At 63.1% G+C, this 21,340-nt stretch carries 23 protein-coding genes; 17 read left to right on the top strand and 6 right to left on the bottom strand.

Annotated elements, in window-relative coordinates; genetic code table 11:
* Positions 1–283: 283 nt before the first annotated feature.
* Positions 284–1,450: a zinc-dependent alcohol dehydrogenase gene (locus DOM32_RS03180; RefSeq protein WP_110631047.1), complete on the bottom strand. Its 1,167-nt coding sequence runs from the start codon at positions 1,448–1,450 to the stop codon at positions 284–286.
* A gap of 394 nt (positions 1,451–1,844) precedes the next feature.
* Between DOM32_RS03180 and DOM32_RS03185 the strand changes: the two genes are divergently transcribed.
* From DOM32_RS03185 to DOM32_RS03205, 5 genes are all read left to right on the top strand, one after another.
* Positions 1,845–2,150 carry an exodeoxyribonuclease VII small subunit gene (locus DOM32_RS03185; RefSeq protein WP_110631187.1) on the top strand — a complete coding sequence of 102 codons (306 nt, stop codon included), beginning with the start codon at positions 1,845–1,847 and terminating at the stop codon, positions 2,148–2,150.
* Complete coding sequence (locus DOM32_RS03190) at positions 2,140–3,030, top strand: farnesyl diphosphate synthase (protein ID WP_110631049.1); 891 nt, start codon at positions 2,140–2,142, stop codon at positions 3,028–3,030. The genes DOM32_RS03185 and DOM32_RS03190 overlap by 11 nt, the downstream gene beginning before the upstream one ends.
* Before the next feature lie 17 nt (positions 3,031–3,047).
* Positions 3,048–5,024: a 1-deoxy-D-xylulose-5-phosphate synthase gene (gene dxs / locus DOM32_RS03195; RefSeq protein ID WP_208625298.1), complete on the top strand. Its 1,977-nt coding sequence runs from the start codon at positions 3,048–3,050 to the stop codon at positions 5,022–5,024.
* Positions 5,025–5,034: 10 nt separating this feature from the next.
* Entirely contained in the window at positions 5,035–5,811 is a 777-nt protein-coding gene (gene djlA / locus DOM32_RS03200; RefSeq protein WP_110631052.1) for a co-chaperone DjlA, read from the top strand.
* Between the two features lie 99 nt (positions 5,812–5,910).
* Positions 5,911–6,510, top strand: a complete 600-nt coding sequence (locus tag DOM32_RS03205) for a class I SAM-dependent methyltransferase (protein ID WP_110631054.1) — start codon at positions 5,911–5,913, stop codon at positions 6,508–6,510.
* Here the strand turns inward: DOM32_RS03205 and DOM32_RS03210 are convergent, their stop codons facing one another.
* On the bottom strand, positions 6,511–7,095 hold the full coding sequence (locus DOM32_RS03210) for a TetR/AcrR family transcriptional regulator (protein ID WP_208625290.1): 585 nt from the start codon (positions 7,093–7,095) through the stop codon (positions 6,511–6,513).
* A 102-nt stretch (positions 7,096–7,197) separates the two neighbouring features.
* On the opposite strand from DOM32_RS03210, the gene DOM32_RS03215 reads away from it, so the two are divergent.
* The 3 genes from DOM32_RS03215 (at position 7,198) to DOM32_RS03225 (ending at position 8,478) form a co-directional block, all read left to right on the top strand.
* Complete coding sequence (locus DOM32_RS03215) at positions 7,198–7,515, top strand: DMT family transporter (protein WP_208625291.1); 318 nt, start codon at positions 7,198–7,200, stop codon at positions 7,513–7,515.
* Complete coding sequence (locus DOM32_RS03220; RefSeq protein ID WP_110631060.1) at positions 7,515–7,844, top strand: DMT family transporter; 330 nt, start codon at positions 7,515–7,517, stop codon at positions 7,842–7,844. The genes DOM32_RS03215 and DOM32_RS03220 overlap by 1 nt, the downstream gene beginning before the upstream one ends.
* A gap of 127 nt (positions 7,845–7,971) precedes the next feature.
* On the top strand, positions 7,972–8,478 hold the full coding sequence (locus DOM32_RS03225; protein ID WP_110631063.1) for a DUF421 domain-containing protein: 507 nt from the start codon (positions 7,972–7,974) through the stop codon (positions 8,476–8,478).
* Positions 8,479–8,496: 18 nt separating this feature from the next.
* Here the strand turns inward: DOM32_RS03225 and DOM32_RS03230 are convergent, their stop codons facing one another.
* The 3 genes from DOM32_RS03230 to ribA all read right to left on the bottom strand — a co-directional run bounded on the left by DOM32_RS03230 (position 8,497) and on the right by ribA (position 11,992).
* Positions 8,497–10,356: an ABC transporter ATP-binding protein gene (locus DOM32_RS03230; RefSeq protein WP_110631066.1), complete on the bottom strand. Its 1,860-nt coding sequence runs from the start codon at positions 10,354–10,356 to the stop codon at positions 8,497–8,499.
* 127 nt (positions 10,357–10,483) lie between these two features.
* Positions 10,484–11,206, bottom strand: coding sequence for a PAQR family membrane homeostasis protein TrhA (gene trhA / locus DOM32_RS03235; RefSeq protein WP_110631069.1), 723 nt, complete (start codon positions 11,204–11,206; stop codon positions 10,484–10,486).
* Positions 11,207–11,356: 150 nt separating this feature from the next.
* Positions 11,357–11,992 (bottom strand): GTP cyclohydrolase II, encoded by a 636-nt coding sequence (gene ribA, locus DOM32_RS03240; protein ID WP_110631072.1) that lies wholly within the window; start codon positions 11,990–11,992, stop codon positions 11,357–11,359.
* Positions 11,993–12,222: 230 nt separating this feature from the next.
* Here ribA and hemE point away from each other — a divergent pair, with 230 nt between their 5' ends.
* From hemE to DOM32_RS03280, 8 genes are all read left to right on the top strand, one after another.
* Positions 12,223–13,311, top strand: coding sequence for a uroporphyrinogen decarboxylase (gene hemE / locus DOM32_RS03245; protein ID WP_110631075.1), 1,089 nt, complete (start codon positions 12,223–12,225; stop codon positions 13,309–13,311).
* Positions 13,283–13,777: a thiol-disulfide oxidoreductase DCC family protein gene (locus DOM32_RS03250; protein ID WP_157957012.1), complete on the top strand. Its 495-nt coding sequence runs from the start codon at positions 13,283–13,285 to the stop codon at positions 13,775–13,777. Before hemE ends, DOM32_RS03250 begins: the two co-directional genes overlap by 29 nt.
* A 60-nt stretch (positions 13,778–13,837) precedes the next feature.
* Positions 13,838–14,260, top strand: coding sequence for a VanZ family protein (locus DOM32_RS03255; protein WP_110631078.1), 423 nt, complete (start codon positions 13,838–13,840; stop codon positions 14,258–14,260).
* Positions 14,261–14,522: 262 nt separating this feature from the next.
* Entirely contained in the window at positions 14,523–15,551 is a 1,029-nt protein-coding gene (locus tag DOM32_RS03260; protein ID WP_110631081.1) for an amino acid ABC transporter substrate-binding protein, read from the top strand.
* An 85-nt stretch (positions 15,552–15,636) separates the two neighbouring features.
* Positions 15,637–16,827 carry an amino acid ABC transporter permease gene (locus DOM32_RS03265; RefSeq protein ID WP_110631084.1) on the top strand — a complete coding sequence of 397 codons (1,191 nt, stop codon included), beginning with the start codon at positions 15,637–15,639 and terminating at the stop codon, positions 16,825–16,827.
* A gap of 1 nt (position 16,828) precedes the next feature.
* Complete coding sequence (locus DOM32_RS03270; protein ID WP_110631087.1) at positions 16,829–17,938, top strand: amino acid ABC transporter permease; 1,110 nt, start codon at positions 16,829–16,831, stop codon at positions 17,936–17,938.
* A gap of 115 nt (positions 17,939–18,053) precedes the next feature.
* Complete coding sequence (locus tag DOM32_RS03275; protein ID WP_071231170.1) at positions 18,054–18,782, top strand: amino acid ABC transporter ATP-binding protein; 729 nt, start codon at positions 18,054–18,056, stop codon at positions 18,780–18,782.
* Positions 18,783–18,934: 152 nt separating this feature from the next.
* On the top strand, positions 18,935–19,360 hold the full coding sequence (locus tag DOM32_RS03280) for a baeRF12 domain-containing protein (protein ID WP_110631090.1): 426 nt from the start codon (positions 18,935–18,937) through the stop codon (positions 19,358–19,360).
* Between the two features lie 28 nt (positions 19,361–19,388).
* Here the strand turns inward: DOM32_RS03280 and DOM32_RS03285 are convergent, their stop codons facing one another.
* Entirely contained in the window at positions 19,389–20,315 is a 927-nt protein-coding gene (locus DOM32_RS03285) for a LysR family transcriptional regulator (RefSeq protein ID WP_110631093.1), read from the bottom strand.
* Between the two features lie 152 nt (positions 20,316–20,467).
* Between DOM32_RS03285 and DOM32_RS03290 the strand changes: the two genes are divergently transcribed.
* Positions 20,468–21,244 (top strand): ferredoxin--NADP reductase, encoded by a 777-nt coding sequence (locus DOM32_RS03290; RefSeq protein ID WP_110631096.1) that lies wholly within the window; start codon positions 20,468–20,470, stop codon positions 21,242–21,244.
* Positions 21,245–21,340 lie beyond the last annotated feature (96 nt).

A 21,340-nucleotide genomic window follows, 5' to 3' on the forward strand; every position in this document is an offset into this window, starting at 1 on the left:
CTGGGGCAGAAATCTCCGCCTCAGCGGCGCCAGCGGGCGCACAGCTTAACACAGGCACTGCCGGGCGGGATGAAAATGACGCGGCTTCGACATGAAGTCCGTGCATTCAAGATCTGCCGCGACAGGCGGCGAGTGCTGGCGGCAAGGCAGCCAATGACGGACGCGGAACGCCCCGCATGGGGGCGTCCGGGATGCCGTTCTGTTTTTCCGTCTTGTTTTGTGCGGAGGGGGCGGTTTATCGAGGGCGGTCGACAGCAGTGAAGCCTGCCGGCAGCGCGGCGGTTCAGGGCGTCAGCACGATCTTGCGACAGTCGTCCTGCTTGTCTTCGAACATGCGGTAGCCGTCGGCAGCCTGATCCAGCTTCATGCGATGGCTGATGATCGCCTCGGGCTTGAGCTTGCCCTGCTCGATGGCTTCCAGCAGCTTGGGCAGATAGTGATGAACGTGGGTCTGGCCGCCTTTCATGGTCAGGCCCTTGTCGAAGAAATCGCCGATCAGAAAGCCGTTGACGGCGCCGGCATAGACGCCCGGGACGCTGATATTGCCGCCGCGTCGCACCGCAGCCAGGCACTGGTGCAGGGCGATGTCGCTGCTCTCGACCTCGAAGTTGTCCATCGCCGGCAGTTTGCCGCCATGACCCTTGGCCTCGTAGCCCACGGCATCGATCACCGCATCCACGCCACGGTAGCCGTCGGTCATCTGGATGATCGCTTCGGCCACGTCGTCGATCTCATCGAAATCGAGCGTTTCGACGCCGTAGGCCTGCTTGGCGAAGTCGAGGCGATAGCGCTGATTGTCGACCATGAGGATCCGCTCGGCGCCTTCCATTCTGGCGCAGGCCGCCGACAGCAGCCCCACCGGACCGGCACCGAAGATCGCCACGCTCGAACCGGGGGTGATGCCGGCGTTCAGCACCGCCTGATAGGCGGTCGGCAGGATGTCGGACAGAAACAGCACCTGTTCGTCGTCGAGCCCGTCGGCGATGGGGAACGGGCCGGTATTGGCCTGGGGAACGCGCACGTATTCGGCCTGCCCGCCGGGGATGCCGCCGTACATGTGGGAGAACCCGAACAGAGCGGCCGGCGCGGGGATCGACTTCTTGTTGAGAGCGCCGCCCTCGTCGGGATTGGTGGTTTCGCACGCCGCGTAGAGCGCGTGCTGGCAGAAGAAGCAGCTGCCGCAGGCGATGACGAAGGGCACCACGACGCGATCGCCTTTCTTGACGCTGGTGACCGCCGGGCCGGCTTCCTCGACGATACCCATGAACTCGTGGCCGAAGATGTCGCCCGGTTCGGTGGCTGGCATCGACCCCCGGTAGAGGTGGAGGTCGGAGCCGCAGATGGCGGTGGCGGTAACCCGCAAGACGATATCGTCGTCCTGCTCGATTTTCGGTTCGGGAACGTTTTCGACGCGCACGTCGTGGCTACCCTGATAGACCAGTGCTTTCATGCAGGTGGCTCCTTGCAATGGTTTTGGCTTCCGTGACGACACAACGGTCGCTTGCGTCCACCTGAAGTTAGAAAGCATGTTGGCTCTCTTCCAGCGCATCTCGGATGGAATGGCCGCAATAGCGCCAATAAGTGCGGTTAACGGCTTTTATGTTGATCTGGATTAACAATGAAGGCGGAATTCGACCGGGATCAGGAAGCGTGCCCATTTCGATAGCGCCGCGAGGCCGCCGGATTTGCCGCCAAGGGCAGACGACCCCCGGGGGCGGCGGTGTATACTGAGAAGCCATTTCCGAACCGGTGCGGCAGCGTTTCGACGCCCGTGCCTCGAAGAACGCTCTCGGCGCCATTGGGGCGTCCTCGAGCGATGACATGAGAGCCCCATGCCCGACAAGATGGCCGACAAGGACGTTTCACAGGACGTCGACGCCTCCCAGGACGCCGACGTTGCCAAGGACTTTGCCGCGACGCTGGATCAGCTCGAGACATTGGTTGCCCAGCTCGAATCCGGCGAACTGACACTGGAAGCGTCGTTGACCGCGTTCGAGCGCGGTATCCGTTTGACACGGGATGCCCAGCATCGCCTCGACAGCGCCGAACTCAAGGTGCAGGCGCTGCTCGAGCAGAGCGACGGCACGCTGCAGGCGGTTCCGTTCGACGACCAGGAGCCGTTCGATCAGGAGCCGGATCATGAACGTTGAGACGCCTGATGCCGCGGGGCTGATCGGCGCCGCGCGGTCGCGCAGCGAGCATGTGCTGGCGGCATGGCTCAATCGTGCGAATGGCGCCAGCGCGTCGCTCGACGATGCCATGCGTTACAGCGTGCTGGGGACCGGCAAGCGTCTGAGACCGGTGCTGGTCTATCTGGCCGGGCGCGCGCTGGGCGCCGATGACGAGACGCTGGACGCGCCGGCGGCGGCGATCGAGATGATCCACGCCTATTCGCTGGTCCATGACGATCTGCCGGCCATGGACGATGACGACCTGCGCCGCGGCCGGCCGACGGTTCATCGCGCCTTCGATGAGCCGCTGGCGATTCTGGCCGGCGATGCGCTACAGACGCTCGCCTTCGAGGCGCTGGCCTCCCGGCCGCATCCGCGTCTGGGCGCCTTGATCACGACACTCGCCCAGGCGGCGGGCCGTGACGGCATGGCCGCGGGGCAGGCGATCGATCTGGGCGCCGTCGGGGTGCCGATGGATCTCGCGGCGCTGCAAATGATGCATCAGCACAAGACCGGCGCGCTGATTCGGGCCGCGGTCCGCCTGGGCGCGCTGGTGGCGGTCGACGAGTCCGATCCCCGAGTCGCGGCGCTGGACCGCTACGCATCGGCCATGGGGCTGGCGTTCCAGATTCACGACGATGTTCTCGACGTCACCGGCGATACCCAGACGCTGGGCAAGATCTCCGGCGCCGACGCGCGCCGCGACAAACCCACCTATCCCGCCCTGCTTGGCGTTGCGCAGGCGCAGCGCCGTGCCCGCGATCTGCTCGACGATGCGCTCGCCGCTCTCGAGCCGCTGGGCGAGGCCGGCCAGCCGCTGGCGGCGCTGGCTCGTTTCATGATCGATCGCGATCACTGACCGGTAACGACATGTCTATGAAGCTGTTCGACGAGATTCCTACTCAGCGCCCCCTGACGCCGCTGCTCGATACCCTCGAGTCGCCGGCGGGGTTGCGCCACATGTCACTGTCCCAGCAGCGGCAGGTCGCGGATGAGCTGCGCGCCTACCTGCTCTATAGCGTGGGCTGCAGCGGCGGTCATTTCGGTGCCGGGCTCGGCGTGGTCGAGTTGACCGTGGCGCTCCACCGCGCCCTGGATACCCCTCACGACCGCCTGCTGTGGGATGTCGGCCATCAGGCCTACCCGCACAAGATTCTCACTGGCCGGCGCGAGGCGCTGTCGAGCATCCGGCAATACGGCGGTCTTGCCGCGTTCCCGCGGCGCGAGGAGTCGCCTTACGACACCTTCGGCGTCGGCCATTCGAGCACCTCGATCTCGGCGGCGCTGGGCATGGCGCTGAGCGCCCGGACCAAGGGCGAGCAGCGCCGTGTCTGCGCGGTGATCGGTGATGGCGCGCTGACCGCCGGCATGGCTTTCGAGGCACTGGCCCATGCGGGGCACGTCAATGCCAACCTGCTGGTCGTGCTCAACGACAACGAGATGTCGATCTCGGAAAACGTCGGCGGCATGGCGAGTTACCTGACGCGGATTCTCACCAGCAAGCCGTATACCGCCATGCGCGAGAACGGCAAGCGTGTGCTGTCGCATCTGCCGGGCGCGCTGGAATTCGCGCGACGCACCGAAGAGCACGTCAAGGGCATGATCAGCCCGGCAACGCTGTTCGAGGAGATGGGCTTCAACTATCTCGGGCCGATCGACGGTCACGACCTAGCCGCGCTGAATCAGGCGCTGGAGGCCGTGCGCGATCTCGACGGTCCGCAGTTTCTCCATGTCCGCACCCGCAAGGGGCGCGGCTTCCGGCCGGCGGAAGCCGACCCGATCGGCTTCCACGCCATTACCAAGCTGGAAAAGACGCCGCCGACACCGCCCGAAATGGACGCGACCACGCCGCCGGCGAGTGGACTATCGGCTTCATCCGAAACCCGGTCCAAGTCCACCAGACCCAAGCCGCGCAAGTATTGCAACGTCTTCGGCGACTGGCTGTGCGACATGGCCGCAGCGGATTCGCGGCTGATCGGCATCACGCCGGCCATGCGCGAGGGCTCCGATCTGATCCGCTTCTCGCAGGTCTATCCCGAACGTTACTACGATGTGGCGATCGCCGAGCAGCATGCGGTGACGCTGGCGGCGGGAATGGCCTGCGAGGCGATGAAGCCGGTGGTGGCGATCTACTCGACGTTCCTGCAGCGCGGCTACGACCAGTTGATCCACGACGTCGCCGTGCAGCATCTCGATGTCACCTTCGCCATCGATCGCGCCGGCCTCGTCGGCGAGGACGGCCCGACGCATCACGGGGCGATGGATCTTTCGTATCTGCGTTGCGTACCGGGCATGATCGTTCTGGCTCCGGCGGACGAGGCGGAATGCCGGGCGATGCTCTCCACCGCCTATCACCACGATGGCCCGGCGGCGGTGCGCTATCCGCGCGGCACCGGCCCGGGCAGCGAGATCCCGGCGGATCTCGAGGCGCGAGTGCCGATCGGCAAGGCCGAGCGGCGTCGTGAAGCGACGGCGGAACAGGGCAAGGCGCGTATTGCGCTGCTGGCATTCGGCAGCCTCAATACGCCGGCGGCCGAGGTCGCCGAGCGGCTCGACGCGACGCACCTCAACATGCGTTCGGTGAAGCCGCTGGACCGCGAGGCGATTCTGGCGGTGGCCAGGGACCACGATCTGTTGGTCACGCTCGAGGAGAATGTCGTGGCCGGTGGCGCCGGCAGTGGCGTCATCGAACTGCTGGCGGCCGAGGGCGTGCAGGTGCCGGTGCTCAATCTGGGCATTCCCGACATTTTCGTCGAACACGGCAAGCCGGCCGAACTACTGCGCGATTGCGGGCTGGATGCCGATGGCATCGAAGCGGCCATCCGTCGTCGCCTGAACATCAACAACGACTGATAGGATCTTCATGTCAATTGCCATTCTGATCGGCGCCGTCATCGGCTATCTCTTCGGCAAGTTGCCGGGCCTTCTGATCGGCGCCGCCATCGGCTGGTGGGTCAGCCGAAAGCTGCGCAGCACGCTGCTGGGGCGCGTGGTCAATATCCAGCACCAGTTCCTGGAGTCGACCTTCGCGGTGATGGGCTGCGTGTGCAAGGTCGACGGCCACATCACCCAGGACGAGATTCGCACGGCGGAGATGCTGTTCGATCGTCTCAACCTGAGCGGGGAGATGCGCGAACGCGCCAAGGCTGCCTTCAATCGCGGCAAGTCGCCGGAGTTCGATCTCGATGCCGAGGTCGAGACGATCCGCCGCGTCACCGGCGGCCAGCGTGCGCTGCTGCAGGTATTTCTGCAGGTGCAGCTGGCAGCGATCGCCGCCGACGGCCAGATGCATCCCGCCGAACACGACATGCTGCTGCGCGTGGCGCGCGGCCTGGGCTTCTCCGAAGCCGAGATCCAGCAGATCGAAGCGATGCTGCGCGGCGGTGCCCATCAGGGGGCGGGCGGTGCGACCAGCGGCCAGTCGCTGGAGGATGCCTATCGGGTGCTCGGTGTGTCCGAGGATGTCTCCGATGCCGAGCTCAAGCGCGCCTATCGCAAGCTGATGAGCGAAAACCACCCCGACAAGCTGGCCGGCAAGGGGTTGCCGGAGAGCATGCGCGAGATGGCCAAGGAGCGCACCAGCGAGATCAGCAACGCCTACGACCTGATCAAGAAAACGCGGGAGCAGCGCGGGGGCTGAAGCCGTCTCGCGAGGGCAGCGTTCGCTATTGTCTCCTGTCGGCGAACACGCTTAGATAGAGATTCGACCTCGAGACAGCCGCAACAAGGATGTGACTGCATGCCAGCGAAGGCCGATCTCTACCGTACTGCCGCCCGGATGCTGGGCACGATCGACAAGAGTGGTTGGGTGCTTCGCTATCGCTACGGCGACCGGCGTCTGCTCGAGGACGTCGTGCTGCCCGCCCTGAACCGCGATCCCGGCGTCGAAACACTGCTGCTGGTCGGCTGCGCCTGGTATACCCGGCACTATCCTCAACTGCTGCCGCGCAAACGCGTCACGACCATGGAAATCGACCCGGCCAAGGCAGCCTTCGGCGGCGATTCGCACATCGTGGCCAACATGACCGATATTACCGAGCACCTGCCTCCGGAGAGCCTGGATGGCGTGATCTGCAACGGCGTGCTGGGCTGGGGCCTGGACGAGCCCGATGCGGTGGAAGCCGCCTTCGCCGGCGCGGTGGTCTGTCTGAAGCCCGGCGGTCTCTTTCTGTTGGGCTGGAACGACATACCGCCGCGCAATCACTGTCCGCCGGAGTCCATCTCCGCACTTGGCAGGCTCGAAGCCGCCAACATTCCCGGCCTGGAGATACACTCGCTGGTCGCCCTCGAACGCAACCAGCACTGCTACCAGGCGTATCGCAAGCCGGAAAGTGGCTGATCAGCCTGCCGTCACGCCCGCCCAGAACACCGACCAGACGCCTTCGAACCGGCGTTCGAACTCGCGCTTTTCATACATGAAAGTCTCCGAGAGCAGCCCGTCGACGACGCAGTAGAACGCTGCGACGAAGTGGTCGTCGGTCAATGTCGACCGCAAGGCGCCGATTCGGCGTCCCTCCTGCACGAAGGCCACGAGACGTCGATCGATCCGTGATTCGCCCTGCTCGGTGATGGCCTCGGCTTCGGTGACGAGATCCTGCGGGGGGAACAGCAGGAAGCGCTTGTAGAACACGCCCTGATGCTCGCGGTAGGCAAACGTGGCGCACTGCTGCAGCAGATGGCGCAGTCGGTGTTCGAACGGGGCGGCTGCCATATCGGCCAGGCTGGCATCGATTAGCGCGATCAGGTCGTCGTCGGCATCGCGGGACAGTTCCAGAAACAGCGCCGCCTTGCTGTCGAAATGGTTGTAGATCGAAGGCTTCTTGATGCCGGCAGCCGTGGCGATCTGTGCCAGCGTCGTGCCTTCATAGCCATGGCGCGCGAACAGCGAAAGGCCGATCTGCTTGAGTCGATCTCGGGTGTTCAAGGGAATCTTCCGGTGTGATTGAAGGCGTAGCTTGCCAAGAGTCATGGGGCGAAATAAACTAACGACCGTTAGTTAGCCATCTTTTATCGAGTGGATCAAGCGATGATGCGACCGCAATGGGGAATCCTGCCGCTGGCCGGCCTGGCCGAAGTCGGCTGGGCCGCCGGACTGAAGCATGCCGAGACGCTCACCGACTGGCTGCTGACGGTGGTGCTGGCGATCACCAGCTTGTGGCTCGCCTCGCGCGCGGTACGCTACATGCCGACGAGCACCGTCTACACGGTCTTCGTCGGGCTGGGCGCGGCGGGTACGGCGATGGCCGACTGGGTCTTCTTCGGCGTGCCGTTTCACTGGCCGGTGCTGGCATTCATCGTGCTGCTGCTGGTGGGCGTGATTGGACTTCAACAGGTGAACGACTGATGGAACCGACGACTCTCCACTGGATCGCGCTATTGGCCTCGGGCTGCTTCGAGATCGTCGGCGTTGCCGGCTTCGATCGTCTCAATCGCGGCCAGCGTCTGCACGGCCTGCTGCTTCTCGTCGTGGGTTTCGGCAGTTCGCTCGGCCTGTTGTCGATCGCCATGCGCTCGATCGACATGGGCGTGGCCTACGCCATCTTCACCGGCATCGGCACCCTCGGCAGCACGCTGATGGGCATGCTGCTGTGGGGAGAATCGCGACGCCCGCTGCGGCTCGCCTTCGTGGGGATGATCGTCGCGGCGGTAGTGGGGTTGAAACTGGCGAGCTGAAGAGGCGCTCCGCGTCCGCCGTCGTCGGCCAGCCGCCATGGCCTTTTGCCGGGGCAGGATTGGCCGCATCGCGCCACGGCACCTACGCTGACAGCTCCTCTATCACAGCTTGATCAGGAGTCTATCCATGCATCCGATCGTCCATACGATCGTCGTCGGGATCATCAGCTATCTGGTCCTGATCGCCATCATCCGGCTCTCCGGCAAGCGCACGCTGTCGAAGTGGAACGCTTTCGACTTCGTGGTCACCATCGCGCTGGGGTCGACGCTGTCGACGGCGCTGGTCTCGACCCAGGTCTCGCTGGCGCAGAGCATCACGGCGTTTGCGGTCATCGTCGCGCTGCAGTTCGTGATCACGTTTTCCTCGGTGCGCTCTCGTGCCGTCAAGAATCTGATCAAGTCGCAGCCGACGCTCCTGCTGTTCCAGGGTCAGTTCCGTCAGGAGGCGATGGCGCAGGAGCGGGTGGTCGAGGCCGAGGTGCGTGCGGCGATTCGCGAGAACGGTATCGCCGACGTCGAGCGTGTACATGCGGTGGTGCTGGAGACCGACGGCACCTTCAGCGTGATTCCCAACGCCGGCGGCAGCAATTCGGCGCTGCAGGGCGTCGCGGGGCTGTCGTCGCATCGGGCGTGACGACGCCCAGCGCATCTGTCAGCGCGTCTCGTCCGCCGTGGGCTGGGAGGGTTCCGCTTCCAGGAAGCCGCCCGATTGGCGTCGCCATAGCCGAGCATAGAGGCCGTTCTGACGAATCAGCTCGGCGTGGCTGCCTTGTTCGACGATGCGACCCTGCTCCATGACCACCAGACGATCCATGGCCGCGATGGTGGAGAGGCGATGGGCGATGGCGATCACCGTCTTGCCCTGCATCAGCTGGTCGAGGTTCTCCTGGATCGCGGCTTCGACGTCGGAATCCAGCGCCGAGGTGGCCTCGTCGAGAATCAGGATCGGCGCGTCCTTGAGCATGACGCGGGCGATGGCCAGGCGTTGGCGCTGGCCGCCGGAGAGCTTGACGCCGCGTTCGCCGACATGGGCGTCGAAGCCTTGCCGGCCATGAATGTCCCGCAGCGATTCGATGAACTCCGAGACGTGGGCCTGCTTCGCCGCCTGCCACGCCATCTCGTCGGTGGCGTCAGGCCGGCCGTAGAGCAGGTTGTCGCGCACCGAGCGATGCAGCAGCGAGGTGTCCTGCGTCACCATGCCGATTTTCGCGCGCAGGCTTTCCTGGGTGACGTCGGCGATGTTCTGCCCGTCGATGCGGATCGCGCCGCCTTCCAGCTCGAAAAAGCGCAGCAGCAGGTTGACCAGGGTCGACTTGCCCGCGCCCGAAGGGCCGATCAGCCCAATCTTCTCGCCGGGGCGAATGTGGAGCGAGAGGTCGTCGATGACGCCGCTTCCCTTGCCGTAGTGAAAGCGGATATGGTCGAACACGATCTCGCCGCGATCGATGGCGAGCGGCTTCGCCTCGGGCTCGTCCTCGATCTGGCGGGGCAGGGAGAGTGTCGCCATGCCATCCTGCACCGTGCCGATGTTTTCGAACAGCGCGGAGACTTCCCACATGATCCACTGCGACATGCCCCATAGCCGCATGACCAGGCCGAGCGCCACGGCGACCGCCCCTACGCTGACGGCTTCGGTCAGCCACAGATGGATCGATAGCCAGCCGATGCTGAACAGCAGCAGCGCGTTGAGCAGGTAGAGCAGCCCATAGAGGCCGGTGACCAGTCGCATCTGGCGATGCACGGTGACCAGGAAGCCATCCATGCTCTCCTTGGCAAATGTCGCTTCGCGGCTGGCATGGGAGAACAGCTTGACCGTCTGGATGTTGCTGTAGCTGTCGACGATACGGCCCGTCATGCGCGAGCGCGCGTCGGCCTGGGATTTGGACACGCGACCCATGAGCGGCACGAATACCCGCAGCAGCACGAGATAGCCGGCCAGCCACGCCACCAGGGGAAGCGCCAGACGCCAGTCGGCGTTGCCCACCAGCAGCAGCGTGCCGAGGAAATAGACGCTGACGTAGTTGAGCACGTCGAACAGCTTGATCACGCACTCGCGTACGGCCAGCGCTGTCTGCATCACCTTGGTGGCGATACGACCGGCGAATTCGTCCTGATAGAAACCCATCGATTGCCGCAGCAGGTAGCGGTGCGCCAGCCAGCGGATGCGCATGGGGAAGTTGGCCATCAGCGTCTGCTGCTGGAACAGCGAATGCAGCCACACCATGCCGGGCAGCAGGAGCAGCACGACGAACGCCATGCCAGCCAGCTTCCAGCCCTGGTCGGCGAGAAACGTCTCGCGATCCTGGCCGGCCAGCCAGTCGACGATGTTGCCGAGGAATCCGAACATCCACACTTCGATGCCGGCGATCAGCGCCATCAGCACCGTCGCCGCCATCAGGTACGGCCAGGCACCGCGGGTGTAATGCAGGCAGAAGGCGATCAGCGTGTCCGGTGGACGTTGCGGTTCCTGCGGCGGGAAGGGGTCGAGACGGTTTTCGAACCAGCGAAACATGGCAATCCTTGAAGGTAAGCGCGACGGGCTGACGTGTTTCCACTGCGGGGCACTTGCCAGCCGCTAACGATCATAGCCGCCTCGGGCGCTTTGGCAATCCGCGTGTCGAAATCGGCCGTCGCGGGCGTCAGGCCTGAAAGGGCAGCACGGCGGTGTAGACGGCAAAGAAGTGGCAGACGCTGCCGCCGATCACGAACAAGTGCCAGATGGCGTGATGGAAGGGGATTGCGCGAACAGCGTAGAAGATCACGCCCAGGGTGTAGGTGATGCCGCCGGCGACCAGCAGCGCGATACCGGTGTCGGGCAGATGATCCGCCATATCGCCGGAGGCGATCAGGATCAGCCAGCCCATGATCAGGTAGATGAATATCCGCAGCACGCTGAATCGATGCGGCCAGATCAGGCGCAGGGCGATACCGCCGAGGGCGAGACTCCAGACGACGGCGAACAGTGCCCAGCCCATCGGGCCGCGCAGGTTGACCAGCAGGAACGGCGTGTAGGTACCCGCGATCAGCAGATAGATGGCGCAGTGGTCGAAAGCCTGGAACACGCGCTTCAGTCGCTGGCGGCGAAAGCCGTGATAGAGCGTCGAGGCGGTATAGAGCAGTAGCAGGCAGCCGCCGTAGAGCGAAACGCTGACGATCTTCCACGGATCGACGTGGGCGGCGATGCTGGCCAGCACGATGAGCACGATCATGCCGGCGAGGCTCAGGGCGGCGCCGATGCCGTGGCTGATGCTGTGCAGCCACTCCTCGAGTCTCGAGAACTCTGCACCGGATTCATCGGCGCTGGGCCGGCTGCCCGAGGGAGCCGATCGTTGGGTCGGGTAATCCGGTTGAACGTCTGACATGGTATTCGAACCCCCTCGACGATCAGGGCGTGCAGGATGCAAGGCGCTGTCCGATTGGACAGGCCGTTGCGGCCCGGGTTCAGTCTATGGGCTCATCATGACGCTGAGTTGACGCCGGCAAAAGCCCGCGAACGCAGGGTGCGAGAAGATTCAGGCGTCGCGTTCGATGTCGACGTCGCTGGCCGGGGTGAAGTCGTCCAGATTCATCATGTGATTGAGCTTGCCGACCTTGGTGGTCAGGTAGTGCTCGTTGAACGGATTGCGACCGGTGGTGATTGGCAGGCGCTCGTGAATCGTCACGCCATCCTGGCTCAGGGCCTCGACCTTGCGCGGGTTGTTGGTCATCAATCGCAGCGACTGGATGCCGAGGTGTTCGAGCATGGGCACGCAGATATCGTAGCGGCGCTGGTCGGCGCCGAACCCGAGCCGTTCGTTGGCCTCGACGGTATCGGCACCGTCGTCTTGAAGCGCGTAGGCGCGGATCTTGTTGAGCAGGCCGATGCCGCGACCTTCCTGGCGCAGATAGAGCAGCGCGCCGCGCCCTTCGTCGGCGATCCGCTTGAGGGCTTCCTGCAGCTGGTAGCCGCAGTCGCAGCGCATCGAGAACAGGGCATCACCGGTCAGGCACTCCGAGTGCACTCGGGCGAGAACCGGCTCAGGCGTGGTGATGTCGCCGAGCGTCAGCACGACGTGTTCCTTGCCGGTGGAGGCTTCCTGGAAGCCGTGCAGCATGAACGTCGCCCAGGGAGTCGGCAGTTGCGATGCGGCGATGAAGCGGATCGTCACGATGACCTCGCGATGTGGGGGAGACGCTCGAATATGGTTGCCGAAGCGCCGGACGATGAATAATAAAGGGGCGGCATTATAACAGGCTTGCCGGCCGATCCGTTACAAGGCTGCAAATCGCGCCGATAGCTGACATCAATTTTGACACCCGGAGGTTTTACTGCATGTTCGGGCGATCCGTTACAATGCGGAGGCTCTTGATTTAAACCCCCTCGACTATGAAGGCTGCCATGACACTATCCCAGGATCTCCAGCCGCGGGCGCTGCACAACGATCGCCTGCTGCGGGCGCTGGCTCGCCAACCGGTGGACCGCACGCCGGTCTGGATGATGCGCCAGGCGGGCCGCTACCTGCCCGAGTATCGTCAGACCCGGGCCCAGGCCGGCAGTTTCATGGATCTGTGCCGCAACGCCGATCTGGCCTGCGAGGTGACGCTGCAGCCACTCGAGCGCTATCCGCTGGATGCGGCGATCCTGTTCTCTGACATCCTGACCATTCCGGATGCCATGGGGCTCGGGCTTTACTTCGAGACCGGCGAAGGACCCAAGTTCCGCAAGACGGTGCGTTCCGCCGCTGACGTCGCGGCGCTGACCGCGCCGAATGCGGAGCGGGATCTCGACTACGTCATGAACGCCGTCAGCACGATTCGCCGCGAGCTCGATGGCCGCGTGCCGTTGATCGGCTTTTCCGGCAGTCCGTGGACGCTGGCAACCTATATGGTCGAAGGCGGCTCGAGCAAGGATTTCCGCCATCTCAAGGCGATGCTCTACGGCGATCCGCAAACCCTGCATGCGCTGCTGGGCATTCTTGCAACCGCGGTCACCGACTACCTCAATGCCCAGATTCGCGCTGGCGCTCAGGTCGTGCAGATTTTCGATACCTGGGGCGGGGCGCTATCGACGCCGGCCTATCGCGAGTTCTCCCTGGCCTACATGCAGCGCATTGTGGATGGTCTGATTCGCGAACACGACGGCCGTCGCGTGCCGGTGATCCTGTTCACCAAGAACGGCGGGCAGTGGCTCGAGTCGATCGCCGACAGCGGCTGCGACGCGGTCGGTCTGGACTGGACCACGGAGCTGAGCGATGCCCGGCGCCGTGTCGGCGAGCGGGTTGCGCTGCAGGGCAACCTCGACCCCAACGTGCTGTTCGCGCCGCCGCAGCGGATTCGCGAAGAGGTGGCGCGCATTCTCGAGAGCTTCGGGCCGGGCGAGGGCCATGTCTTCAACCTGGGGCACGGCATCAGCCAGTTCACCGACCCGGGCCACGTCACCGCCTTCATGGACGCCTTGCATGAACTCAGCCCCGCCTACCACCGGTGAGCCTGTCGCTAAAGAACCCGGCGACGGCCTGCTGCTGTTCGATGCCGACTGCCCGTTCTGCCGGCGTTCGGTGCGCTGGCTGCTGGCGCACGAGCGCCCCGAGAGCCGGCTGCGCATTGCCGGGCTGAAAAGCCCGGTGTCCCGCCGGCTGGGCGAGCACTTTCAGATCGACTTTTCGGGCACCGACAGCATCTGGTACATCGCCGATGGCGAACTCAGCCGCAATAGCGATGCCGCCTGGCGCCTCGCGACTCGACTGCAGGGAGAGTGGCAGCGTATCAGTGCGCTGCGCCGGGTGCCGCGAGCGTTGCGTGAACGCACCTATCGATTCATCGGCGATCACCGCCATCGATTGGCCTTCCTCGGCGCCGACCGTCTCGAGAGCCATGAGCGCTGGCTGACATCGCTGACGCCGGCACTCTGTCGGCGCTGCGGCTTGCCGCCCAATCTCGCCGATGAAAGTTGAGCCTCGACCTCGGTGCAGTGAATGCCCCGGCAGGCGAGACAGCGAACCAGGAGAGAGCCCATGCCCATGAGCCTATGGCAAAAAGGGTGCGCGCTGGTCACGTTGATCTGGGCGGCGGGGATCGCCTGGGGCAGCTTGAGCCCGGCTACCGACCTGCCGCAGCACCTGCCGTGGGACAAGTTCAATCACTTCATTGCCTACGCTGGCCTGGCAACAGGTCTGCGTCTTACGGGTTGCCGGTGGCCGGTTGCGTGGGGCGCGGCAGTCGTCTTCAGTATCGGCATCGAATATCTGCAGGTCTGGGTGCCAGGACGTCATGGTGGAGACTGGGGCGATATTCTTGCGAATGCACTAGGCGCTGGCGCGGGCCTGCTATTGCTGGCTCTGGTTCAACGCGGGAAGTCGAAGCGGCGCCGTCGTCTGTCTGGACAATGGCCGGTCTGGACGAAAGCCGTTCTGGACAATGGCCGGAAAGATCGATAACCCATCTCCAATGTATGCCACGTTGACTCGCGCTTCGACTTAGGCACCTTTTTGGTGCGTCTGTGTTTTTTGAGCACTGTTTTGAAACAATTTATTGCCGCCGGGATGTCGATGCCGGGCGTCATGACGGGGCATCCGCCTCGAAAAGACATTCAAAATAGACTTTTAAGCACAATAAGACAGATGTGGAATGGACTTTGCTACTGTCGTACGAGCATGCTCGGCATGCACTTATACGATAACGCTAGGGAGTTGATTCACTATGCGCCACAAGAACAAAAGCTTGGCCCTGCTCTCCATCGCTGCCCTGGGAACGCTGGCCGCGACGCAAGCTCAGGCCGCCACGCTGGATGACGTCAAGAGCAACGGTACTCTCCGTTGCGGCGTCAACGCAGGCCTGACCGGGTTTTCTGCACCGGATCAGGACGGGCACTGGACCGGCATCGATGCCGATTTCTGCCGGGCGATGGCCGCTGCCACACTGGGTAAATCCGAGTCGGTCGCGTTTACCCCGCTGACGGCCAAAGAGCGTTTCACGGCGCTGCAGTCCGGTGAGGTGGACGTACTATCACGCAACACCACCTGGACCGCCATGCGGGACAACGCCCTGGGGCTGAACTTCACCGGCGTGACGTTCTACGACGGCCAGGCTTTCATGGTCTCGAAGGATCTCGGGGTGAGTAGCCTCAAGGAGCTCAATGGTGCAACGATCTGCATCCAGTCGGGCACGACTCACGAGCTCAACATCGCCGACTACTTCCCGGCCAACAATCTCGACTATCAACTGGTGACGTTCGACACGCCCGACCAGACCGCCCAGGGCTTCGATAGCGGCCGCTGCGACGTGCTGACTTCCGACTCCTCGCAACTGGCGGCGCTGCGCCTGCAGCTCAAGGATCCGGACAGCGTCACCATTCTGCCCGAGCGTATTTCCAAGGAGCCGCTGGGCCCGGTCGTGCGCCAGGGTGACGATCAGTGGTTCGACATCGCCAAGTGGACGCTGTTCGCCATGCTCAACGCCGAAGAACTGGGCGTGACCAGCGACAACGTCGATGAGATGCGCGACAACCCGCCGAATCCCGGCGTGGCACGTCTGCTGGGCAAGGACGGCACGTACGGCGAGCAACTGGGGCTGGACAATGCCTGGGCCTACAACATCGTCAAGCAGGTCGGCAACTACGGCGAGATCTACGCACGCAACGTCGGCGCTGACTCTCCGCTGAAGATCGATCGCGGCATCAACGCGCTGTGGAACGATGGCGGCATTCAGTACGCTCCGCCGGTTCGCTAAGCGTCAAATCGTCCTCTCGACACCGCGCCCTTTCGGTCTGAGCGCCGGGGCGCGGTGCCTCTCAACGCTCGAGTAGAGACAGCTCATGCTGCGTCCATCCACGACCCTCCCGCGACGGGGGCGGGGCCCTTTGTGGCGAAATCCCGCCGTTCGTGCCTTGATTATCCAGGCCGTGCTGTTCCTGGTCCTGGCTGCCTTTATTGGTTATCTGGTTCACAACACGCTGCTCAACCTCGAAGCTCGCGGTATTCATACCGGCTTCGGATTTCTGGATGGGCGCGCCGGCTTCTCGATCCCGCAGACGCTGATCGATTACACCAGCGATAGCACCTACGGCAGAACGTTCGTCATCGGGCTGCTCAATACGCTGCTGGTATCCGCGCTGGGGATCGTGGCGGCGACGATCATCGGCTTTCTGGTCGGTATCGCACGCCTGTCGCCCAATTGGCTGCTGGCGCGCCTGGCGACCATCTACGTCGAGGCTTTCCGCAATATCCCGCTGCTGGTTCAGATCCTGTTCTGGTATTACGCCGTGCTGCGGGCACTGCCATCGCCGCGACAGAGCCTGTCGCTGTTCGATGCCTTCTTCTTCAACGTGCGTGGCATGGTGATGCCCGACCCTCAGCCGCTGGACGGGTTCTCTGCCACGCCGTGGGCGTTGCTGGTCGCCATCGTCGCCGCGATCGTGTTCGGGCTGCTCGCCAAGCGGCGTCAGGCGCGCACTGGGCAAGCGCTGCCCGTCTACTGGATCGGTGCGGCCATCATCATCGGTTTGCCGCTGATCGTATTCCTGGCCACCGGATCGCCGCTCGAGTGGGCGCTGCCGGAAATGGCCGGCTTCAACTTCCGTGGTGGCATCAATATTCTGCCGGAGCTGCTGGCGCTGTGGCTGGCACTGTCGATCTACACGGCGGCGTTCATCGCCGAGATCGTGCGCTCGGGCATTCTGTCGGTCTCTCATGGCCAGACCGAAGCGGCGCGCTCGCTGAGCCTGCCGGAGGCCATCACCCTGCGCAAGATCGTCATTCCGCAGGCGATGCGCGTCATCGTTCCGCAGATGACCAGCCAGTATCTCAACCTGATCAAGAACTCGTCTCTGGCCACGGCCATCGGCTACCCGGATCTGGTGGCCGTCTTTGCCGGCACTACGCTCAACCAGACCGGACAGGCGATCGAGATCATCGCCATGACCATGGCGGTCTATCTGGTCATCAGCCTGACGGTGTCGTTTTTGATGAACCTCTACAATGCGCGCACGCTGCTGAAGGAGCGTTGAGATGACTGACTCTACCTTCCGCACCGAAATGATCGAGGCGCGCGAGGCGCCGGACCAGAGCCGGGGCGTGATCGGCTGGTTCCGTGCCAATCTGTTCAACGGGCCGATCAACAGCATCATCTCGATCTTGGTCATATTGCTACTGGCGCGATTGGTGTGGCCGTTCCTCGAATGGGCGGTGATCGACGCCGACTGGATCGGTACCACGCGTGATGCCTGTACCGGCGAGGGGGCTTGCTGGGTGTTCATCTCGGCGCGCTTCGAATCCATCGTCTATGGCTTCTATCCAGAAGCGGCGCGCTGGCGGGTCGATATCGTCTTTGCGCTGCTGGCGATCCTGGTCGCGTGGCTGGCGATCCCGAAAATGCCACGCAAGAAGTGGGTCGCGCTGTTCACGTTGATCGGCTTTCCGATCATCGCCTTCGTCCTGCTGGTAGGCGGCATGTTCGGTCTCCAGCACGTGCCTACTCGCGCCTGGGGCGGGCTGATGCTGACGCTGACGATCGCGGTCGTAGGCATAGTGGGATCGCTACCGCTGGGTATCATCCTGGCGCTGGGGCGGCGCTCGAAGATGCCTTTCGTCAAGGGCGTCTGCGTGATCTTCATCGAGTTCTGGCGTGGCGTGCCTTTGATCACGGTGCTGTTCATGGCTTCGGTCATGCTGCCGTTGTTCGTGCCGGGTAACATCGATTTCGACAAGCTGGTGCGAGCCTTGATCGGCATCATGTTCTTCTGGAGCGCCTATATGGCCGAGGTCATCCGCAGTGGCCTGCAGGCGATCGGCAAAGGGCAGAACGAGGCCGGGCAGGCGCTGGGGCTGAGCTATTGGCATCGCATGGGGCTGATCATTCTGCCGCAGGCGCTCAAGCTGGTCATTCCGGGCATCGTCAATACTTTCATTGCGCTGTTCAAGGATACCTCGCTGGTGCTGATCATCGGCCTGTTCGATCTGCTGGCGATCATCCGCGCGGGTCTGACCGATTCGAACTGGCTCGGCTTTTCCACCGAGGGCTACGTGTTCGCGGCGGCGGTCTACTGGGTCTTCTGTTTCAGCATGTCCCGTTACAGCCAGTACATCGAGCGTCGTCTGAATACCGGACATAAACGATGAGAGCGATGAACGTCTCCGAATTCATGCCCTCACACAACAAGATCGTGATCAGGAAATCATTGCCATGAGCGAAGTGACAGCGTCTCCGACAACCGCGCCCGGCAGCGACCGACCGATGATCGAAATCGATCATCTCAACAAGTGGTATGGCAACTTTCATGTGCTGCGCGATATCAACCTGACCGTGACCAAAGGCGAGCGTATCGTCATTTGCGGACCTTCGGGTTCCGGCAAGTCGACGATGATTCGCTGCATCAACCATCTGGAAGAGCATCAGCAGGGCTCGATCGTGGTCAACGGCGTGCCGATGACCCATGACGTCAAGCGGATCGAGCAGATTCGTCGCAATGTCGGCATGGTCTTCCAGCACTTCAATCTGTTCCCGCACCTGACCGTGCTGGAAAACTGCTGTCTGTCCCAGATCTGGGTGCAGAAGAAGCCGCGCGCCGAGGCGGAGAAGACCGCCATGGAGTATCTGGAGCGCGTGCAGATTGCCGATCAGGCGCTGAAGTATCCCGGCCAGCTGTCCGGTGGCCAGCAGCAGCGTGTGGCGATCGCCCGGGCGCTGTGCATGCGTCCCGAGGTGATGCTGTTCGACGAGCCGACATCCGCCCTCGACCCGGAGATGATCAAGGAAGTGCTCGATGTCATGATCGAATTGGCCCATGAAGGCATGACCATGCTTTGCGTGACCCACGAGATGGGCTTCGCCAAGACCGTGGCCGACCGAGTGATCTTCATGGACCAGGGCCAGATCATCGAGGAAGCGCCGCCCACCGAGTTCTTCAACAACCCGCGCTCGGAGCGCACACAGCTGTTTCTCAGCCAGATCTTGGGTCATTGATGAACCCTGGAGGCTAGCTGCCTGTTGGCGTCGAAGAAGGTCTCATCCTGCGCCCTGCCGAACGGCAGGGCGTATTCGTTCAACCTCCAGTTGAGCGCGGCGCGATTCTCTACCACGCTAGAGGAACGATCCACGGAACAGGAGAATCGATCATGGACAAGACTTATGTAGTGGCTGCCGACGCGTCACGCGCCCGTATCTTCGCCCGCGAAGCGAGGGTGTTGCGCGAAGTGCATACGCTGACGCATCCCGAGGGGCGTTTGCATGCCGGCGATCTGCGAACCGGTGGTCAAGGCGAGGCGTTCTCCGGCCCTGGCGCCAGCCAGCGTCATACCGGCAATGACCAGGCGACTTCGGAGAAGGAAGCCGAGTTTTTCGCCAAGGAAGTTGCCACCTATCTGCGTGACGCCCGGACCCAGGGCAAGGCGGACGAAATCGTACTGATCGCCGAGCCCAGGTTTCTCGGCCATTTGCGCGGTAAACTCGACAAGACGACGATGAAATGCGTGACCCAGACGATCGACAAGGATCTCTCGAAAGCCAGCGAAGAGGAGATTGCCCAGAAACTGGGCTGGTGAAGCGTATATTCGTGATGCCGTCGGTTTCTCAGGGAATCGACGGCAGATCGATCTGATCGCTGCGCTGAATGCCGGCCGTCATCTCCCGGCACAGCCGCAGGAATTCCCGCATGCCGGTCGTCAGGTACTTCTGACGGTGCCAGATGAACGCGAACCGACGCGTCAGGTCCAGCTCGGGCGTCGCGATCGGCACTAGGCTGCCCCGGCGGAAGGCGTCCCTGAGCGCCAGGCGCGATACGCAGCCGATCCCCAGACCCGATTCCACGGCGCGTTTTATCCCTTCGGTATGTTCCAGTTCCAGCAGAATATTGAAGCGGCCCCGGCGGTGGCGCATGGCGTGCTCCAGCGTCCGGCGCGTGCCGGAGCCGACCTCGCGCATGATCCAGGCTTCACGCAGCAGCCTCTCGACATCGGCGGTGCCTTCGCTGGCCAGCGGATGGCGGGGCGAGCAGAACACGGTCAGGTCATCCTCGATCCACGGCTGGATGACGATATCGTCATGCTGGCAGTCGCCCTCGATCAGACCCAGGTCCAGCTCATGCAAGGCGATGCGCTCGACGATGGAGGCGGTATTGCGAACCTGCAGCTTGACCCGGCTTTCCGGGTAGCGCTGCATGAAGTCGCTGATCAGCAGCGTCGCCAGATAGTTGCCGATCGTCAGCGTGGCGCCTACCTCCAGCGAGCCGATGCCGCTCTGACCCTGCAGCAGTTCTTCGATCTCCTCCCCTCGATCCAGCAAGGCGACCGCCTTGGGCAATAGCTGAAACCCGAGCGCGTTCAGCTTGAGGCGCTTGCCGAGGCGATCCAGCAACTGGCAGTCGAACTGACGCTCCAGCTCAGCCAGTGCCGTGCTCGTTGCCGATTGCGACATCGACAACACCCGGGCGGCCCGAGAAACGCTCTGATGCTGGGCAATCGCCACGAAAACCTCGAGTTGACGCAGGGTATAGCGCATGAAGAGCGTCCGTTATCGATTTTATGGATATAGGTTATCCAAATAACCCGCTTAACAGAATACCCATCTTTTCTTATAGTTAACCTATCTATATTGGATTTGATTTATTCTCTTTAGTTATTAGCGTTCGTATTAGAGATAAGGAGCGGGTCATGAGCAAATTTGCCTTGGAAGAGGTACTGAGCGTCCACCACTGGAACGATACGCTGTTCAGCTTCCGGACGACGCGCGAGCGGAGCCTGCGGTTCAAGAATGGCCAGTTCGTCATGATCGGTCTGGAAGTCGACAGCAAGCCGCTGGTGCGTGCCTACTCCGTAGCCAGCCCCAATTACGAAGACCACCTCGAGTTCTTCAGCATCAAGGTACAGGACGGCCCTCTGACATCGCGCCTGCAGCATCTCAAGGTCGGTGATCAGATCATGGTCAGCCGCAAGCCGACCGGCACGCTGGTGTGTGACGATCTGCTGCCGGGGCGCAATCTCTACATGCTCTCCACCGGCACCGGCCTTGCCCCTTTCATGAGCCTGATCCAGGACCCCGAAGTCTACGAGCGCTTCGAGAAAGTCGTGTTGATCCACGGCGTGCGGACCGTCAGCGAGCTGGCCTATGCCGACTTCATCTCCAAGGAGCTGCCGGCGCATGAATACCTGGGTGACGAGATCCGCGAAAAACTGGTCTACTACCCGACAGTGACGCGCGAAGAGTTCCACACCACGGGGCGCCTGACCGACCATATCCGCAGCGGCAAGCTGGTCGAGGATACCGGATTGCCGCCGCTGGATCCGAAGCAGGACCGGGCCATGATCTGCGGCAGCCCGGCGATGCTCGAGGAAACCAGCGGGCTGCTGGACGAACTCGGTTTCGCCATCTCGCCGCGCATGGGCGAGCCGGGCGACTACGTCATCGAGCGGGCGTTCGTCGAGAAATAACCCTAGCCACGAGTCGCGAGCTACGGGCTTCGAGCAAAACCAAAAGCCGGTTTCTAGTTCCGAACGGAAAGATGCCAGCGACGATATCGTCGCTGG

Source organism: Salinicola salarius, assembly GCF_003206135.1.
GTDB classification, from domain to species: domain Bacteria; phylum Pseudomonadota; class Gammaproteobacteria; order Pseudomonadales; family Halomonadaceae; genus Salinicola; species Salinicola salarius.